The organism is Streptomyces sp. NPDC017890 (assembly GCF_044328675.1).
Classification (GTDB): Bacteria; Actinomycetota; Actinomycetes; order Streptomycetales; family Streptomycetaceae; genus Streptomyces.
On sequence record NZ_JBIRHU010000007.1, the window covers coordinates 48186 to 65486 of the forward strand.

General features: G+C 72.6%; 14 protein-coding genes. 7 read left to right on the forward strand and 7 right to left on the reverse strand.

The window, feature by feature from the left end; genetic code table 11:
* Positions 1 to 219: 219 nt before the first annotated feature.
* Positions 220 to 1896 (reverse strand): hypothetical protein, encoded by a 1677-nt coding sequence (locus ACH4F2_RS11005; RefSeq protein ID WP_398132397.1) that lies wholly within the window; start codon positions 1894 to 1896, stop codon positions 220 to 222.
* A 492-nt stretch (positions 1897 to 2388) separates the two neighbouring features.
* Between ACH4F2_RS11005 and ACH4F2_RS11010 the strand changes: the two genes are divergently transcribed.
* Positions 2389 to 2994 carry a class I SAM-dependent methyltransferase gene (locus ACH4F2_RS11010; protein ID WP_398132398.1) on the forward strand — a complete coding sequence of 202 codons (606 nt, stop codon included), beginning with the start codon at positions 2389 to 2391 and terminating at the stop codon, positions 2992 to 2994.
* 33 nt (positions 2995 to 3027) lie between these two features.
* Here the strand turns inward: ACH4F2_RS11010 and ACH4F2_RS11015 are convergent, their stop codons facing one another.
* The 4 genes from ACH4F2_RS11015 to ACH4F2_RS11030 all read right to left on the reverse strand — a co-directional run bounded on the left by ACH4F2_RS11015 (position 3028) and on the right by ACH4F2_RS11030 (position 6990).
* Positions 3028 to 3798 carry an aminoglycoside phosphotransferase family protein gene (locus tag ACH4F2_RS11015; RefSeq protein WP_398132399.1) on the reverse strand — a complete coding sequence of 257 codons (771 nt, stop codon included), beginning with the start codon at positions 3796 to 3798 and terminating at the stop codon, positions 3028 to 3030.
* Positions 3799 to 3957: 159 nt separating this feature from the next.
* Positions 3958 to 5445 carry a tripartite tricarboxylate transporter permease gene (locus ACH4F2_RS11020; RefSeq protein ID WP_398132400.1) on the reverse strand — a complete coding sequence of 496 codons (1488 nt, stop codon included), beginning with the start codon at positions 5443 to 5445 and terminating at the stop codon, positions 3958 to 3960.
* A gap of 1 nt (position 5446) precedes the next feature.
* A complete protein-coding gene (locus ACH4F2_RS11025; RefSeq protein ID WP_398132401.1) occupies positions 5447 to 6007 on the reverse strand; it encodes a tripartite tricarboxylate transporter TctB family protein in 561 nt (186 codons plus the stop codon).
* Complete coding sequence (locus ACH4F2_RS11030) at positions 6004 to 6990, reverse strand: Bug family tripartite tricarboxylate transporter substrate binding protein (protein WP_398132402.1); 987 nt, start codon at positions 6988 to 6990, stop codon at positions 6004 to 6006. The genes ACH4F2_RS11025 and ACH4F2_RS11030 overlap by 4 nt, the downstream gene beginning before the upstream one ends.
* Positions 6991 to 7355: 365 nt before the next feature.
* Between ACH4F2_RS11030 and ACH4F2_RS11035 the strand changes: the two genes are divergently transcribed.
* Entirely contained in the window at positions 7356 to 9002 is a 1647-nt protein-coding gene (locus tag ACH4F2_RS11035; RefSeq protein WP_398132403.1) for an ATP-binding protein, read from the forward strand.
* Positions 8999 to 9856, forward strand: a complete 858-nt coding sequence (locus ACH4F2_RS11040; RefSeq protein WP_398132404.1) for a response regulator — start codon at positions 8999 to 9001, stop codon at positions 9854 to 9856. The genes ACH4F2_RS11035 and ACH4F2_RS11040 overlap by 4 nt, the downstream gene beginning before the upstream one ends.
* On the opposite strand, the gene ACH4F2_RS11045 is transcribed toward ACH4F2_RS11040, so the two are convergent.
* Complete coding sequence (locus tag ACH4F2_RS11045) at positions 9807 to 10424, reverse strand: TetR/AcrR family transcriptional regulator (protein ID WP_398132405.1); 618 nt, start codon at positions 10422 to 10424, stop codon at positions 9807 to 9809. The two genes, ACH4F2_RS11040 and ACH4F2_RS11045, sit on opposite strands and share 50 nt — an antisense overlap.
* Before the next feature lie 196 nt (positions 10425 to 10620).
* On the opposite strand from ACH4F2_RS11045, the gene ACH4F2_RS11050 reads away from it, so the two are divergent.
* From ACH4F2_RS11050 to ACH4F2_RS11065, 4 genes are read left to right on the forward strand one after another with little or no spacing between them, the layout of a single operon-like run.
* The gene (locus ACH4F2_RS11050) at positions 10621 to 11223 is read left to right on the forward strand and encodes a 2Fe-2S iron-sulfur cluster-binding protein (protein WP_398132406.1); all 603 of its coding nucleotides are present in this window, start codon (positions 10621 to 10623) and stop codon (positions 11221 to 11223) included.
* Complete coding sequence (locus tag ACH4F2_RS11055; protein WP_398132407.1) at positions 11220 to 12212, forward strand: FAD binding domain-containing protein; 993 nt, start codon at positions 11220 to 11222, stop codon at positions 12210 to 12212. The genes ACH4F2_RS11050 and ACH4F2_RS11055 overlap by 4 nt, the downstream gene beginning before the upstream one ends.
* Positions 12209 to 14359 carry a xanthine dehydrogenase family protein molybdopterin-binding subunit gene (locus ACH4F2_RS11060; protein WP_398132408.1) on the forward strand — a complete coding sequence of 717 codons (2151 nt, stop codon included), beginning with the start codon at positions 12209 to 12211 and terminating at the stop codon, positions 14357 to 14359. Before ACH4F2_RS11055 ends, ACH4F2_RS11060 begins: the two co-directional genes overlap by 4 nt.
* Positions 14352 to 15482, forward strand: coding sequence for an XdhC family protein (locus tag ACH4F2_RS11065; RefSeq protein ID WP_398132409.1), 1131 nt, complete (start codon positions 14352 to 14354; stop codon positions 15480 to 15482). Before ACH4F2_RS11060 ends, ACH4F2_RS11065 begins: the two co-directional genes overlap by 8 nt.
* A 43-nt stretch (positions 15483 to 15525) precedes the next feature.
* On the opposite strand, the gene ACH4F2_RS11070 is transcribed toward ACH4F2_RS11065, so the two are convergent.
* Positions 15526 to 17301 carry a glycoside hydrolase family 15 protein gene (locus tag ACH4F2_RS11070; protein WP_398132410.1) on the reverse strand — a complete coding sequence of 592 codons (1776 nt, stop codon included), beginning with the start codon at positions 17299 to 17301 and terminating at the stop codon, positions 15526 to 15528.

Sequence of the window (17301 nt, forward strand, 5' to 3'; positions counted from 1 at the left end):
AGGCCCGCTGTCCTCGGGGTTGCCTTAACGGAGGTTGGCGGACACGAACGTCTCGAATCACCACCGTCAGGACCGGTTGTCGTTCCTCGGGTAGGGCTGTGTCCGCCGTCAGGAGGGGCGGCTTCGGGCCGCACCGAACGCCCCTGTCTCACAAAATGAGACAGGGGTACTCGTTCGACAGCCCCCTCACCCGGTCGTGACCGGTCGACGGGAGGCCGCTCAGACGGAGTAGGTCCCCGGCGGGGGTGTGCTGGCCCAGGCCGGCTCCCTCACGGTGGGCGAGCGGGCCAGGTCCTCGCAGAGCCACGTGTACTCGGCGAGCGCGTCCTGCAGGGCCAGGGCCGCCTCGCGGCGGGCCACCGCCCTCGTCTCGGGGTCGGCGAGGAGCATCCACCCGGTGCCCCGGGCCGCCGTGTCCACCTTCTCACGCAGAGCCCGGTACCGGCCCGCCAACTGCTCGCCGTCGCCGTCGGCGTCGGCCGTACGATCGTGCTGCTTCACGGCCTCGCCCAGGCCGATGAGGTCCTTGCGCAGTTCCGCGATCGTCTCCCGCATCGATTTCAACAGGGTGCCGGGGCGGTAGTCGGCCAGGCCGGCGCCCCGGTCCAGCATGTTGTAGGAGACACCGAAGTTCGACGCCATGTCGAGGGTCTCGTGCAGGGTGTGGTACGCCAGCCGCGACGTGTGGTCGTAGTTGACACGCCAGAACGCGAACAGCGCCCAGGCCATCGCTCCCAGCTCCCCCGTGGTGCCACCCGCCTCGGCACCGAGGTGGAGCATGCGGACCGTGGTGAAGGACTGGCCGGGCCCCACCGGCACGTTGTGCCGCCGGGCCAAGAGGGTGGTGGGGTCGGCCTCGTCGCGGGTGGCGAGGGGCCCCCTCCAGTTCTCGGTCCGCATACCCCGTGACTTTGTGCTCTCGGTCCGCCGGCCGGTGACGGGGTCTATCTCCTTGGTGCTCAGGAACCGGCTGCTGGGAGGGGACAGGAGCAAGTCCGTACCCGCGGTGCGCGGGTTGCCGTGCCCGGGGTTCCCCAGATACTCCATCACATCGTGCAGCACGACGATCTTGTCCGCCTGGCCGTACTTCTCCGGATGTTCCATTACGGCGGCCATGTCCTGCCCGATCCGGGTGGCCTCACCCCGCCCTTTCCCGGCCATCCGAGCGGTGTGCTGCCGGTAGACGCCCAGCGGGACCGTCTCCCCGTCCGGTCTCCTCACCTGGCTGGTCCGCAGCTCCTGCCACAGGCGCTTTCGCAGGACCGGATCGTCGTTCATCTCCGGCTGGTCGTCGATCCAGCGCTTGACCTTCACCAGCAAGGCGTCGAGCTGACGGTCGATGTCGGAGGAGCCGCGGACCTGATCGGCCAACTCCCGCTCCTCATGGCGTCCCGGCTTCTGCTTGACCCAGCCCAGCAGGCCCGCGTACAACTCCTCGACGCTGCGGTAGGACCGCGCCTGCTGCTTGCGGCCCCGAGGGTGGGTACGGGCCTTGTCCGGGTCCGGGTGCAGCCGGCCGACCGCGCGGTCGTCCACCCACTTGTCCAACTGCGCCCGCATCTGCCGGCGGTACGTCTCGAACTCCGCCCGTTCCTCGTCCGTCCCGCCCTCGGCGACCTGGACGACGGACTCCCACAGCGACTCGACGGACGGCTCGCTCTCGGGCAGCCGGAGATCGTTGGAGTACACCTTCCCCCCGAGCTTGACCAGACGCTGCACCGGCATCGTGGCTCTGCCGGAGCCGAGCATCCGGTTCGTCGCGATGTTGCCCGCGGTGCGTTGCAACGCGAGGACATGAGGCACAGCCCCCTGGCGCGGGGCGGACGGGCGTCCGACGGCAGGCCGGTCCCGGACCGCTCCGTCCCGTCCGTCCTCGCGGGATCGTTCAGCATGCATGGCGGTCTCTTCCGCGAGCGTGGGTGTTTGCGGTTACACCTACCGCGCCCGCGATGCCACCGGCAGGTGCTTATGGGCGATGACGGGGGCAGCGCCCGGCCCCCACCGGGGCAACTGCGCCCGGCGAGACCCCGCGTGAGGTGGGCCGCCGGGCGAGGTGGCAGCGGAGCTGCCCCCTTTCCCAGCGGCCTCCTCCTCCCGGACCCGTCGTGCGACGTTGCTGACTTCGGCCCATCAGGGTCCGTCCGGTCTGTCGAGCGCGAGGCCCGTTCCGGCGAGGCGTCCGTCACGGTCCGCCCCTGTCGCTGGGCGCCTCCGGCCCCGACTCCTGACGCCGGTCCCGGCCTGGCGCCACTGGTACGCAAAATCCCGCCGATCCGCTCCCGGCGCGGGCCGCGCCGCCGACGACCGGCCGAGCTCCTCGCCGGCAAGGGCTACGACTACGATCAGCCACTGCCCCAGCCCTCATCGAGTCGGTCTACAGTTGCCCTCATGAGCCGCTGGACGGAGTTGGCAGGGAAGACGTCGGGGGAGGACTACGCCGCACGGTTCGCGAGCCTGGCCCGTGGCGGCGCAGACGTGCACGGTGAGGCGCGGTTCTGCGCGGCTCTCGTGCCTGTCGGAGCGCGGGTGCTGGACGCCGGGTGCGGTACTGGACGGATCATGATCCGGCTCGCGGAGCTCGGGTACGACTGTGTCGGGGTGGATCTCGACGCGTCGATGCTGGCGGTGGCGCGGAAGCAGGCGCCACAACTGTCCTGGTTCCAGCTCGATCTGGCCGAGTTCGAGCCGGCCCCGCTCGGTCTCGCAGCGGACTTCGATCTTGTGGTCGCCGCCGGCAACGTGTTCCCGTTGCTCACTGCCGGCACTGAGGCCACGGTGGTCGGACACCTGTCCGCGGCCCTGCGCCCGGGCGGCCTGATGGTCGCGGGCTTCGGCCTGGACGAAGCTCACCTGCCCGTGGAGCCGAGCCTCACGCTGTCGGACTACGACGACTGCTGCGCCGCGTCCGGCCTCACCCTCGTCGACCGCTTCGCCACCTGGGACGCCGACCCCTACGACGGCGGCGGTTATGCCGTCAGCGTCCACCGCCGGTGAGGAGGGGCCGGTCTTCTCCGACGCGCGAATCGGCTACTCGACCAGATGCCGGTGTGTCTTGCTCCAGTCGATCCTCTTGCCGAGTTCGGTCAGGAGCCCGTCGGCGACCCAGGTGGCCTGAGGCTCGTGCCCCTGCTCAGCCAGTCGGCGCACGAGGTCGGCGTTGTCCTGCTGCCTGGCGATGACGGCGTCGACGATGCCCGCGGTCGACTCGAGGCCGTACGCGTCGCAGAAACCCTCCAGTCGCGCACGGCGGTCGGGCGGCGCCGGGTAGTGCAGCCAGCGCAGGCAATCGGCGTCGTCGCGGAACGGAGCGACGTACTCCAGGGCGTAGGCCACGTCGTGCAGGCGTGGTGCCGGCCGGGCGAAATCCCAGTCGATGATGCCGACCGGCTGGTCGCCCTGCCAGACGACGTTCCAGGGCCCGAAGTCCCCATGGCAGACGACCTCGTCGCCGCCCGGGTCGACCGCGTCCGTGGACCAGGCCGCTCCCGGCGGGGGCGTGAAGCCACTGCAGGCTTCGTGGTAGTCGCGCAGCAGCCGGGCGAAGTTCCTGAGGCCTCGGTCGTCCGCGACCTTGGCCCAGCCCGACGGACCGGATTCCCCCTCGATGTAGGTGAGGACCTCACGCCCCTCGTCGTCGAATCCCAGTGGCCGCGGCGCGCAGGCGAAGCCGACCTTCGCCAGGTGCCGCAGCAACGCGTGGATGGTGGGAGTCCACGGCTGGACGGGTCTGCGGACGGTGTCACCGATCCGCACCACGCGACGATGGGCACCGTCCTGCATCACTTCCTCACTCGTCACGTGGTTCACAGTACCCAGGCTCCTGAGGAGTCGGACCGTGGAGCCCGCAGCGGAAGGTGACGGAACCCGGTCCGGCCGGGACGTTCCGCCACGCGCGCCGGGTGCCGTGGCGGTGATCACGTCGTGGCCGCAGGCTCGGCGTCCCCTCCGGCTGCCGGGTCAGCCACGCCCCCGGCGCACCAGCCGCTTCAGCAACGGCCACGCGAGCAGCAGCACGATGACCGCGTAGACCGTCACCGCGAACGGCGTGTCGACCAGGCCCGTCACGCTGCCGTCGCTGATCTGCAGGGCCCGGCGCAGCTGTTGTTCGGCGTTCGGGCCGAGGATGACACCGATCACGGCCGGCAGGATCGGAAGGCCGTAGCGCCGCATGCCGAAGCCGACCAGGCCGATGATCAACAGGGTCACCAGGTCGACGACCTCGCCGCCGACCGCGTAGGCGCCGACTGCCGCGAAGAACATGATCCCCGCGTAGAGGTACGGCCGCGGGATGCGCAGCAGCTTGGCCCACAGCGGTGCCAGCGGCAGGTTGAGCGCGAGCAGCAGCACCATGCCGACGAAGAGCGAGGCGATCAGGCCCCACACCAGTTCGGGTTCGCGCTCGAAGAGCAGCGGGCCCGGCTGGATGCCGTACTGCTGGAAGGCGGCCAGCATGACCGCCGCGACCGCCGTCGTCGGCAGACCCAGCGTCAGCATGGACACCAGCGTGCCCGCCGCCGAGGCCGACGCCGCCGACTCCGGGCCGGCCACCCCCTCGATGGCGCCCTTGCCCCACTCGTCCTTGTTCTTGGACAGGCGCTTCTCCGTGACGTACGACAGGAACGTGGGGATCTCCGCGCCGCCCGCCGGGATGGCGCCGAACGGGAAGCCGATGAACGGGCCGCGCAGCCAGGACTTCCAGGTCCGTTTCACATCGGCGCGGCCGAGCCAGGGGCGGCCCACCGGGATCGGCTCGGCCGCCCCGCGCCGCAGGTGGGCCGCCACCCACAGCGCCTCGCCGATCGCGAACAGACCGACCGCCACGATCACCACGTCGACGCCATCGGCGAGTTGGAGGGAACCGAAGGTCAGACGCTGCTGTCCTGTCATCTGGTCCAGGCCCACCAGGCCGATCGTCAGACCGATCAACAGGGAGGCCAGACCTCTGACCCGCGACGAACCCAGCACCGACGTCACGGCGATGAACGCCAGCACCATGATGGCGAAGTAGTCCGGCGCGCCGATGTCCACCGCCAGGTCGGCGACCGTCGGTGCCAGCGCGACGAGCAGGACCGTGCCGATCATGCCGCCCGCGAAGTGACCGATGGCGGCGGCCGCCAGCGCCTGGGCGCCGCGCCCCGCCTTGGCCATGGGGTTGCCCTCCATGGCGGCCACCACGGCGGCGCTCTCGCCGGGTGTGTTGAGCAGGATGGAGGTGGTCGAACCGCCGAACATCGCGCCGTAGTAGATGCCGGCGAACATGATGAACGCGGCGACCGGATCGAGCCCGTACGTCACCGGCAGCAGCAGCGCCACCGCCATCGCCGGGCCGATGCCGGGCAGGACGCCGATCGCCGTGCCGAGCAGCACGCCGAGGGCGGCCCACAGGAGATTGAGGGGGGTGAGGGCCGTACCGAAGCCGTCCATCAGGGAGTTGAGGGCGTTCATGTCAGAGCACTCCCATCAGCGGACCGCCGGGCAACGGCACTCCGAGCAGTTTGTCGAAGACGACGTAGGTGAACAGGGACAGCCCCGCGGCGATCAGCGGATCGCGGTCCACGCGACGGCTGCCGAGAGCGAAGGCGGCACCCCAGAACAGCAGCGCCCCGGCGACGGGGAAGCCGGCCGGCTCGATCAGCACGGCCGCGCCGAGGAAGATCCCGGACAGCAGCAGGACCGTGCGCCAGTCGGCCGGCTCGGACAGGTCGATGTCCTCGCCGCCCTCGGCCTCGCCCCGGCCGCCGCGCAGGACGTCGACGGCGAGCAGCGCGGCGATCACCAGCAGCCCGATGCCGACCACCATGGGGACGGTCTTGGGGCCGACCGGCCCGCGCTGGGTGATGTCGACGTCCATGGTGAGCGCGTCGGTCAGGACGAGCGCGCCCAGCGCCAGCAGCAGTACGCACACGCCCAGTTCGGAGTGCTCGCGCAGCCATGAGCGCCGGGCGGCCGCCGGGGACGGAGGCGGGGGAGGGGTCGGGCCCGGGGAAGAGTCGGTCCGCGTCGTCACAGTCCAAGCTCCTTCAGTACCGACACCACACGCTTGTCCTGGGCGTCCAGGAACGCACCGAACTCCTCGCCCGTCAGGAAGGCGTCGTCCCAGCCGTTCTGGTCCATCGACTTCTTCCATTCCGGGGAGTCGTGCAGTTCCTCGGCCAGGCGGATCAGCTTGTCCCGTTCCGCCTCCGACAGGCCGGGCGGGGCGACGATGCCGCGCCAGTTGGTGAAGTCCACGTCGTAGCCGGACTCCCTCAGCGTCGGCGCGTCCTTCAGGTCGTCGACCCGCTCCGGGCCGGTCACGGCGAGCACCCTCAGCTCACCCGCCTTGATCTGGTCGAGGTACTCGCCGACGCCGGAGACCCCGAAGCCGACCTTGTCGCCGAGGATCGATGCGAGCAGCTCGCCACCGCCGTCGAAGGGGATGTAGTTGACCGACTTGGGGGAGATCCCGGCGGCCTGCGCCATCAGCATCGGCGCGAGATGGTCGGGCCCGCCCGGCGACGAACCGCCGCCGACGGGAATCTTGCCCGGGTCCTTCTTCCAGGCGGTGATCAGCTCGTCGATCGTCTTGTACGGAGAGTCCTTGCCGACCACGACGACGTCCTGCTCCTCGGTGAGCCGCGCGATCGGCGTGGTGTCGGCGAGGGTCTTGGGCGCGTGGTTGGAGCGGGCGGCGCCCACCACACCGAGGCCCATGGACATGGCGAGCTTGCCGTTGCCGTGCTCGCTCACCAGCCGGCTCAGGCCCACGGTGCCACCCGCGCCGGGCAGGTTGAACACCTCGATGTTGTGTGTGAGCCCGGCGTCCTCGGCGTTCTTCGCGGCCGTGCGGGCGGTGATGTCGTAGCCGCCGCCGGGCGTGTTCGGAACCATGAAGCGCAGGCCGGGGATCTGTGTGCCGGTCTCGGAGTCGCTGCCCGTGGAGAGCAACGGCGGTCCCGCGAGCACGAGCACGGCGGCCCCGAGCAGGGCAAGGGGGGTGCGCAGGCGCACGTATGACACCACCTGTCGGTTGGGTAGATCGGTACGGGGGAGCCCTGTGGGGGAGGGTGACGTGGGCCACATGGTGCCCGTGCGGCGGCGCCCTGTCTTCCTTCCGGAACCAAGGGAGGTTGTGGTCATTGCGGTCGCCGGTGGGTCGCCGGTTTGTTGCGAAGACAGCACATCTCTTTCTTTCGCCGCAGGTGGGCGCCATGATGGCGACCCGGCACACCCCGCCGGTCGCCCCCGCCCCGTCTCCCGTTCCCGCCTACGTCTCCCGTCCCCCCGCCTACGTCCGCCGTCCCCCTGCTTACGTCCGCCGTCCCCCTGCTTACGTCCGCCGTCCTGCGCCCCCGTCAGCCGAGATCGAGTCCGCCGTGGCCCCCACCTTCCGTCGTCAGACCCTCGCGGGCGAGATGCTGGTCCTCCAGCTCGCCATCGTCGTCGTGGTCCTGCTCGCGGTCGCCGCCGTCTCGCTCGCCCAGTCCAAGGCCACCTTCAACCGCGTCGAGGGCCGCCGGGTCACCGCTCTGGCCGAACAACTGGCCGCCACCCCCCTGGTCCGCAGCCAGCTCCTGCGCCCCGTGCCGCGGGAGGCCCTTGCTCCGCTGGTGAACTCCACCCAGACCCAGTCCGGGGTCACCTCGGTCACGGTGGCCGACGCCGACGGCCGCGTGGTCAGTTCCACCGACCCCACGATGATCGGGGGCCGGCTGCCGCGCGGCGAGGACGCCGCCGAGGGACGTGGCTGGTCGGGCCCGCTGACCGTGCAGGGCAGCCGGGAGCTCGTCGCGCAGGTCCCGGTGCTCGGCGCCACCCGCCAGACCCTCGGCCGGCACCTCGGCACGGTGATGGTCGGCGAGGCCGACCCGACGGTGTGGCAGCGCCTGAGTGGTGCCTCCTCCTACCTCCTCGCCTACCTCGGCATCGCCAGCTGTCTGGGCGTGGCCGGCTCCTGGCTGCTCGCCCGGCGCGTCAAACGCCAGACCCTCGGCCTGGAGCCGCGCGAGATCGCCGGGCTCGCCGAGCACCGGGAGGCCATGCTGTACGGCATCGCCGAGGGCGTGGTCGCCCTCGATCCGCAGCACCGGATCACCCTGGTCAACGAGATGGGCCGGCGCCTGCTCGGCCTGCCGGCCGATTGCGTGGGCCGGAGCCTGGACGGCCTCGGTATCGACGGAAGGCTGCGCGACGTCCTGGCCGGCGCCACGGCGGACACGGCCGAGCCTCGCGACGAGGTCGTCGTCCGGCACGGCCGGGTCCTGGTGATGAACCGCATGACCGTCAGCAAGGACGGCCGGCCGCTCGGCTCCGTCACCACCCTGCGCGACCGCACCGAACTGGCCCGCCTGGAACGGGAGATCGGCTCCTTCCGCAGCACCTCCGAGCTGCTGCGCGCCCAGGCCCACGAGTTCGCCAACCAGCTGCACACCATCTCCGGGCTCATCGAGATCGGTGAGCAGGACGAGGTGGTGCGCTACATCCGCGCGCTCAACCAGCGCCGCCAGTCCCTGGACGTCACCCTCAGCCGTCGGGTGCGCGACACCGCCGTCGCCGCGCTGCTGACGGCGAAGTCCTCCCTCGCGGCCGAGCGCCGGGTCGCCCTGCGGGTGTCGGACCGCACGGCTCTGGACCGGCTCGCCCCCCAGGACGCCGCGGACGTGGCGACCGTGGTCGGCAACCTCGTCGACAACGCCGTGGATGCCGCCGCGGCGCCCGGCACCGGCCATGAGGCCTGGGTCGAGGTCGAGCTGAGTCACGACGCCTCCAGCGTGGAGATCGTGGTCCGCGACTCCGGGCCCGGCGTGGCGCCCGAACTGGCCCGCGAAGTCTTCTCCCACGGCTTCACCACCAAGGCCGCCCGGCAGGGCGAGCGCGGTATCGGCCTGGCGCTGACCAGGCTGGTCTGCGAGCGTCACGGCGGTGAGATCTCGGTGACCAACACCCCCGAGGGGGCCATGTTCACCGCACGCATGACCGTCAGCCACCTCACCGACGCGGTGGCGGAAGGAGCAGCACCATGACGGGTAGGAGCGGCACGGTCGACACGACCGCTGCGACCGGTACGGCCCACGCGGCGGCTACGACGGGTAGGACCGGTACGACCCACGCGGCCGCTGCGGCCGCAGCGACGGAGGCCGTGTCCCATGCCGCCGGCGCCGCGATCGGCGTGCTCGTGGTCGACGACGACTTCATGGTGGCCCGGGTCCACCGGGCCTTCGTCGAGCGCGTCGAGCCCTTCCGGGTCGTCGGGGTCGCCGGCACCGGAGAGCAGGCGCTCGCTGCCGTCGGGGAACTGCGCCCCGACCTCGTTCTGCTCGACCTGTACCTGCCGGACGTCTTCGGCCTCGATGTCATCCCCCGGCTGCGCGCCGCCGGCCACGACTGCGATGTCATGGTCATCAGCGCGGCCAGGGAGGCGGACGCGGTGCGCGGCGCCGTCCGGCACGGCGTGGTCGACTACCTCCTCAAACCGTTCGAGTTCGAGGACCTGCGGGTCCGGCTGGAGCGCTACGCCGTCCAGCGGGGCCGCCTGCTCGGCACGGTGGTGCGCAGTCAGGCCGACGTCGACCGGGTACTGGCGGGAGCGGCGGCGCCGGCCGCCGCGGTCCCGGCGCTGCCCAAGGGCATGAGCGTCGAGACCGCCGAGTTGGTCGAACGAACCCTGCGTGAGGCCGACGGCACGCTGTCCGCCAGCGAGTGCGCGGCTCGGACCGGCGTCTCCCGGGTCAGTGCCCGCCGCTATCTGGAGTACTTCCACACCGTGGGCAGCGCGGAGGTCTCCCTGCGCTACGGCGTCGCGGGCCGCCCCGAGCGCCGTTACCGCTTCAGGGGCGCGGTGGCCGGCCTGGCGCTCCCGCCCGCAGCCCGTCCATGACGAAGTCCAGGAACCGGGTAACCCGAGGCTGCCAGTCCTCGCCGGGATCGATCAGCCAGAGACCGCCGATGACGAGGAAGAAGTCGTCGGCGCAGACCCCGGGCCGGATGGTGCCGGCCACCTCGTTGGCGTGGAGCAGGAGTTGGGCCGCGTCCATGACCGGGGTGGGGCGCGGTTTCTCCGGCCCGCCGGGCGCGCTGGTGACCAGCCGGATCGCGTCCGCCAGACCGGCCTTGGTCATGGCGAACCCGGCGAGTCGGTCCATCCACTCGCGCAGGGCCTGTTCGGGCTCCCGGGTGGACAGCAGTTGGGGCGCGGCGTCGGCAACCTGCCGCATCTCGTAGCGGTAGACCTCCAGGACGAGAGCCTCCCGGTTCGGGAAGTTGCGGTAGAACGTGCCCTGGCCGACGCCCGCCTTCTTGGCGATGGCGCTCAGCGGGGCGTCCGCACAGCGCGTCAGCTCCTCCGTGGCCACGTGCAGGATGCGCTCGCGGTTGCGCAGAGCGTCCGAGCGCAGGGGAGCGTCCTTCTTGTCCCTGTCCGACTTTTCGTGGTCCGACTGCGGCACTCGTCCTCCTTCCGGGTTCGTGGCCGAATCCCGTCCTTGCTAAGCGGACAACTGTCCGTTACGTTTCCAGTGAGCGGACAGTTGTCCGTTTGTTCGCCCACTCTAGCGGCGGATACGGCCGGCGGCCCCGGCCACGCACGAACCCCACCGCCTACAGCCCGTTTTCACTGTCACCAGACACCAAAGAAGGCTGATCATGGCCCCAGCGCCCTCGTCGACGTCCAGCGCCGTCATCCTGAACATCAACGGCGAGAAGCACGAGCTGACCGTCGACCACCGCACCACCCTCCTCGACGCCCTTCGCGAGCGCCTCGACCTCACCGGCACCAAGAAGGGCTGCGACCAGGGGCAGTGCGGCGCCTGCACCGTCCTGGTCGACGGGCGCCGCGCCGTCTCCTGCCTGAACCTCGCGGTCGCCGCCGAGGGGCGCGAGATCACCACCATCGAAGGCATGGCCGAGGGCGACCGGCTGCACCCGGTGCAGCAGGCCTTCCTCGATCTCGACGGCTACCAGTGCGGCTACTGCACCCCCGGCCAGATCTGCTCGGCCGTCGCCGTCATCGAGGAACACGCGGCCGGCTGGCCCAGCGCCGCCACCGACGACGTACGGCCCGAGGCCGGACCGCCACCTTTGACACCGGACGAGATCCGCGAACGGATGAGCGGCAACCTGTGCCGTTGCGGTGCCTACGTCTCCATCGTCCAGGCGGTCGCCCGCGCGGCGGAGGCCCATGAGAAGACCCGGGGCGCGTCCCGGACGGAGACGGCGCAGGAGACAGTGAAGGGGGCGGCGGCATGAGGGAGTTCGGCTACCAGCGCGCCGACGACGTCTCGGGCGCGGTGGCGCTGCTCGCCGCCGACCCGGACGCCCGCTACCTCGGCGGCGGCACCAACCTCGTCGACCTGATGAAGACCGGCGTCGAGCGCCCCGCCCGGCTCGTCGACGTCCGTGAGCTCCCCCTGGACCGCATCGGGCCGACCGCCGACGGCGGCCTGCGCGTCGGCGCGACCGTCACCAACAGCGACCTCGCAGCCCACCCCGAAGTGCGCCGCCGCTACCCGGCGTTGGCCCAGGCGGTGCTGGCCGGCGCCTCCGGGCAGCTGCGCAACATGGCCACCGTCGGCGGGAACCTGCTCCAGCGCACCCGCTGCGGCTACTTCACCGACGTGAGCAAGCCGTGCAACAAGCGTGCCCCCGGCAGCGGTTGCCCCGCGATCACGGGCGAGCACCACAACCACGCCATCCTGGGCGCCTCCGACCACTGCGTGGCGGTGCACCCCTCGGACATGGGCGTCGCCCTGACGGCCTTCGACGCCGTCGTCGCCTACGAAACCCCCGAGGGGCCCGGGGAGTCGCCGCTCGCCGACTTCTACCTCCCCGTGGGCGACACCCCGGACCGGGAGACCGCCCTCCCGTCCGGCGCGCTGATCACCGGCATCACCCTGCCGCCCGCCCCGGTAGCCGCCCGCTCCCGCTACCGCAAGGTGCGCGAGCGCGCCTCGTACGCCTTCGCGATCGGCTCGGTCGCCGCCGCGCTCGACGTCGAGGACGGCGTCGTACGCGACGCGCGGCTGGCCTTCGGTGCGGTCGCCTCCCGGCCCTGGCGGGCCCGCGCGGCCGAGCACGTGCTGATCGGCCGACCGGCGGGCGGCGATACCTTCGCCGCCGCCGCGGACGCCGAACTCGCGGCCGCGAGGCCGCTGTCCGACAACGGATACAAGGTGACCCTCATGCGCAACCTCGTGGTGGCCGTCCTGACCGAACTCGCCGAGGAGGCCGCCCGATGAGCACCGCCACGACCGGCCGTACGACGGTGAGGGGTGCCGTCGGCACCGCGCACACGCGTGTGGAGGGCCGCGACAAGGTCACCGGAGCGGCCCGCTACGCCGGCGAGATCCCCTTCGCCGACCTCGCGCACGGCTGGCTGGTGCTCTCCACCGTCGCCCGCGGCCGCATCCGCTCGATCGGCACCGACCCGGTCCTCGGCATGCCCGGCGTCCTCGCCGTCCTCCACCACGGCAACGCCCCGCGCGTCGACACCGACTACGTCGGCATGCTGGGCATCCCGCCCGACCCGACCGCCGCCGTCTTCCAGAACGACCGGGTGCCGCACGCGGGCTGGCCGGTCGCCCTCGTCGTCGCCGCAACGTCCGAGCAGGCGAGGGAGGCCGCCGAGGCCCTCGTCGTCACCTACGACGCGGAACCGCACGACGTCACGCTCACCGCCGACCGCCCCGACGCCTACCCGGCCGACGGACACATGCCCGCCCGGACCGGGAAGGGCGACCTGGCGGCAGGGCTCGCCGCGTCCGCCGTCGTGGTGGACGAGGAGTACACCACTCCCGAAGAGCACCACAGCATGATGGAGCCGCACGCGGCCACGGCCCTCTGGGACGCAGGCCGCCTGGAGGTCGTCGACTCCAACCAGGGCGCCACGTGGATCCAGAGCGAACTCGCGAAGATGTTCTCCCTCGACGAGTCCTCGGTGCGGGTGCGATCCGAACACGTCGGCGGCGGCTTCGGCAGCAAGGGGCTGCGTGCCCACCAGGTGTCCGCCGTGATGGCCGCGACCGTGCTGCAACGGCCGGTGCGGGTCGTGATGACGAGGCGTCAGATGTTCTCGCTGGCCGGCTACCGCAGCCCCACCGCCCAGCGCGTCCGGCTCGGCGCCGACCCCGACGGCAGGCTGCGCGCCCTGGAACACCGCTCGCTCAACCAGACGTCGACCGTCCACGAGTTCGTCGAGCCCGGCACCGGCGTCGCCAGGATCATGTACGACGCCGAAGCGCACCACACGGCCAACCACGTCGTACGGCTCGACGTGCCGTCGCCCACCTTCATGCGTGCGCCGGGCGAGGCGCCGGGGTCCTTCGCGATCGAGGCGGCCCTCGACGAACTCGCCGAACGCTGCGGCGTCGACCCGATCGAGCTGCGGCTGCGCAACGAGCCCGAGGCCGGCCCGGTCTCCGGGCTGCCGTTCAGCAGCCGCAACCTGGCCGCCTGCTTCAACGAGGGAGCCCGCCGCTTCGGCTGGGCGGAGCGCGATCCGCGCCCCGGGGTGCGCCGCGACGGGCGCTGGCTGCTGGGCACCGGCACGGCCGCGGCCTCCTTCCAGGCGGGAGCCGCTCCGTCCACCGCCGCCGTGACCGCGGAGGCCGACGGCACCTTCACCGTGCGGATCTCCGCCGCCGACATCGGCACCGGCGCCCGTACCGCGCTCACCCTGATCGCCGCCGACGCGCTCGAGGTCACGCCCGAGCGGGTCCGGGTCCGCATCGGAGACAGCGACTTCGGACCGGCGATGATCGCGGGCGGTTCGATGGGCACCCGCTCCTGGGCCTGGGCGATCACCATCGCGGCCGGCGAACTGCGGGAGCGGCTCGCCCTGGGCGCGAGCATCCCGCCCGAGGGCATCACCGTACGGTCCGACACCACCGAGGCCCTCGGTGCCCTCGCGCAGAAGGAACGGCACTCCTTCGGGGCGCAGTTCGCCGAGGTCGCCGTGGACACCACCACAGGCGAGGTGCGGGTGCGCCGCATGCTCGGCATCTTCGCGGCGGGCCGCATCGTCAACCCGCTCACCGCCCGCAACCAGCTCGTCGGCGGCATGGTCTGGGGCATCTCCATGGCCCTGCACGAGGAGGCGGTCCGGGACCGGGCGAGCGGCGGCCTCTACGGCCCCGACCTCGCCGGCTACCACGTGGCCACGCACGCCGACGTCCCGGACATCGAGGCGGACTGGGTGGACGACCCCGACCCGGACGACCCGGTCGGCATCAAGGGCGTCGGCGAGATCGGCATCGTGGGCGCGGCGGCGGCCGTGGCCAACGCCGTGTGGCACGCGACCGGTGTACGTCACCGGAGCCTGCCGATCCGGCCCGACCGAGTGCTGTCGGCGACGGTGCCCGCGGTCGGGGGCGGGACGGATGCTTGACATCGCCGACGAGCTGGACCGCTGGCTCGCCGAGGGCAGGGAGTTCTCCGTCGCCACTGTCGTCTCCGTCGGCGGCAGCGCGCCGCGCGGGCCCGGCGCCGCCCTCGCCGTCGACAGCGCGGGCACGGTGATCGGCTCCGTCTCCGGCGGCTGCGTGGAGGGTGCGGTGTACGAGCTGTGCACCACGGCCCTCCGGGACGGCGAGACGGTGCGCGAACGGTTCGGCTACAGCGACGAGGACGCCTTCGCGGTCGGGCTGACGTGCGGCGGGGTGATCGACGTGATGGTCACGCCGGTCGGCGCGCAGGCGCCCTCGCGGGAGGTGTTCCGGGCGGCGCTGTCGGCCGCCGCGCGGGGCCGGGCCGCGGCCCTCGCCCGGGTCGTCCGGGGCCCGGCCGGCCTCCTCGGGCGGTCCCTGCTCGTCCGCCCCGACGGCTCGCACGAGGGCACCCTCGGCGGGCATCCGGACCTGGACCGCACGGCCGTGGCAGAGGCCGGGGCCCTGCTGGACACCGGCCGCACCGGCACGGTCGGCCTCTCCGAGGACGGTTCGCACTGCCCCGGCGGGCTCACACTGCTCGTCGAGTCCAGCGTGCCGCCGCCCCGCATGATCGTCTTCGGCGCGGTCGACTTCGCGGCGGCGCTGGTGCGGGCCGGCAAGTTCCTCGGCCACCACGTGACGGTCTGCGACGCCCGGCCCGTCTTCGCCACGCCGGCCCGCTTCCCCGAGGCGGACGAGGTCGTCGTCGACTGGCCGCACCGCTATCTGCGGAGCACTCCTGTCGACGGGCGCACGGTGCTGTGCGTCCTCACCCACGACGCCAGGTTCGACGTACCGCTGCTCACCGAAGCCCTGCGGATGCCGGTCGCGTACGTCGGCGCCATGGGCTCGCGCCGCACCCACGAGGACCGTGACCGGCGGCTGCGGGAGGCCGGCCTCGGCGAACGCGAACTGTCCCGGCTCCGCTCGCCGATCGGCCTGGACCTCGGCGCCCGGACGCCCGAGGAGACCGCCCTGTCCATCGCGGCGGAGATCGTCGCCACCCGGCGCGGCGGCACGGGTGTGCCGCTGACGGGCGGGGCGGCGCCGATCCACCGGGACCTGACCGGGGCGGCTGCCTGACGGAGAGGGCGGGGGACACTCCTGGGGGAGGTCGTCCGTCGGGTCAGGGCAGCGCCGACTCGCCGGCCAGGCGGACGGCGCACTCCAGCATCATCGCGTGCACGAAGGCCTGCGGGAGATTGCCGCGCAGCTGCCGCTGGCGCACGTCGTACTCCTCGGCGAACAGCCCGGGCGGCCCGCAGGCCGCCCGGGTGCGTTCGAACCAGCGGAACGCGCCGACCCGGTCACCGACGCGGTGCGTGGCGAGTGCCATGGTGAACCCGCAGAGCAGGAAGGCTCCCTCGGCGTCGCCGAGTGGCTCTCCGGGATGCTCGAAGCGGTACAGGTACCCGTCCTCGGCCAGCCGGGACTCGATGTACGCCCGGGTGGTGGCACCGTCGTCCTCCCCGAACGCGCAGCCGCGGGCCATCGGCACCAGCAGCGCGGCCTCGGGCCCGTCGTCGTCGGCGGCCCGCCGCCAGCGGCCGTCGGCGTCCAGGCACCGTCGCCGGGTCTCCCGCAGCACGGCGTCGGCGAGTGCGGCGGGGCGGCGCCCGGCCTTCCCGGGCAGCGCTTGCGCCATGCGCCGCAGACCGCACACCACGCTCAGCCGCGAGTGGGTCCACCAGCGGTCCTCCAGCTCCCACAGCCCGGCGTCCGGCTCGAGCCACCGCCGTTCCACGACGTCCACGGCGACGGCGGCGGCCCGCTGCGCCTCCTGCGTCAGCCGGTCGTGCGCCGCCGCCGCGGCGAAGAGCTGCAGCGCCTCGCCGAAGGTGTCCAGCTGGAACTGGGCGCCCGCGTCGTTGCCGATGTGGTCGGTGCCGCCGGGATAGCCCGGCAACCGCAGGGAGCGTTCCCCGCCCACCGGCCGCCCGTCGACCGTGTAGGCGGGGCGGACCCTGTCGCCGTCCTCCAGGATGCGCTCGGCGACGAAGCGCACGGCGCCGTCGGCCAGCGGGTGGGGGCCGTGCGCGGCGACCGAGAGACCGGCGTAGCACTGGTCGCGCAGCCAGGCGAAGCGGTAGTCGTAGTTGCGTCCGCTGTTGGCCCGCTCCGGCAGGGAGGTGGTCGCGGCGGCCACCATGCCGCCGGAGACGCTGGTCAGCCCGCGCAGCACGGCGTACGCGTGGCGGGCGTCACGTGGTGCGACCAGCCGTGAGCAGTCCGGGACGGCCCGCCGCCACTCGCGCTCCGTGGCCCGCCACAGCGCGCCGGCGTCGAGCGGTTCGGTCTCCCGCCCCTCGGCCAGTTCCAGCACCAGGTCGTGCGTCTCGCCCTCGCGCAGCCGGAACTCGCCGCACAGTCCGGCGCCGGCCCGCCACACCGCCTCGGGGGCCCCGGCGAGCCGCATCCGCAGTCCCGCCGCCTCGGCCGTCCAGACCCCGTCCTCCTGCCGGTGGCCGCGCATCCGGCCGTCTCCGAAACCGGGCCGGGGGTCCAGGTCCAGGCACAACCGCGCCTCGCCGCGCCGCACGCCCATCCGGCGCAGCAGGACGAGACGGTCGGTGCGGGCCGGCAGGGCCAGGGCCTCACGGCATTCGATCACGCACTCGGCGGTCACCCACCGGCTCACCCGGATCAGCGTGCCCTCCTCGTAGGAGCCGCCCCAGACGTGCCAGGGGTCCGTCGGCTCCACGGTGAAGTGCCCGGTCCCGCCGATGAGCGCGGAGAACACCGCGTCGTCGTGCCACCGAGGGGCGCACAGCCACACGATCCGGCCCAGGGGATCCAGGACCGCTCCCCGCTCACCGTCGGCGAGCACGGCGTACTCGCGCAGGACCCGGGGAGGAGACGCCGGATCCGGCGCCGCCGCGCACTGATCGTCCCTGTCCGTCAT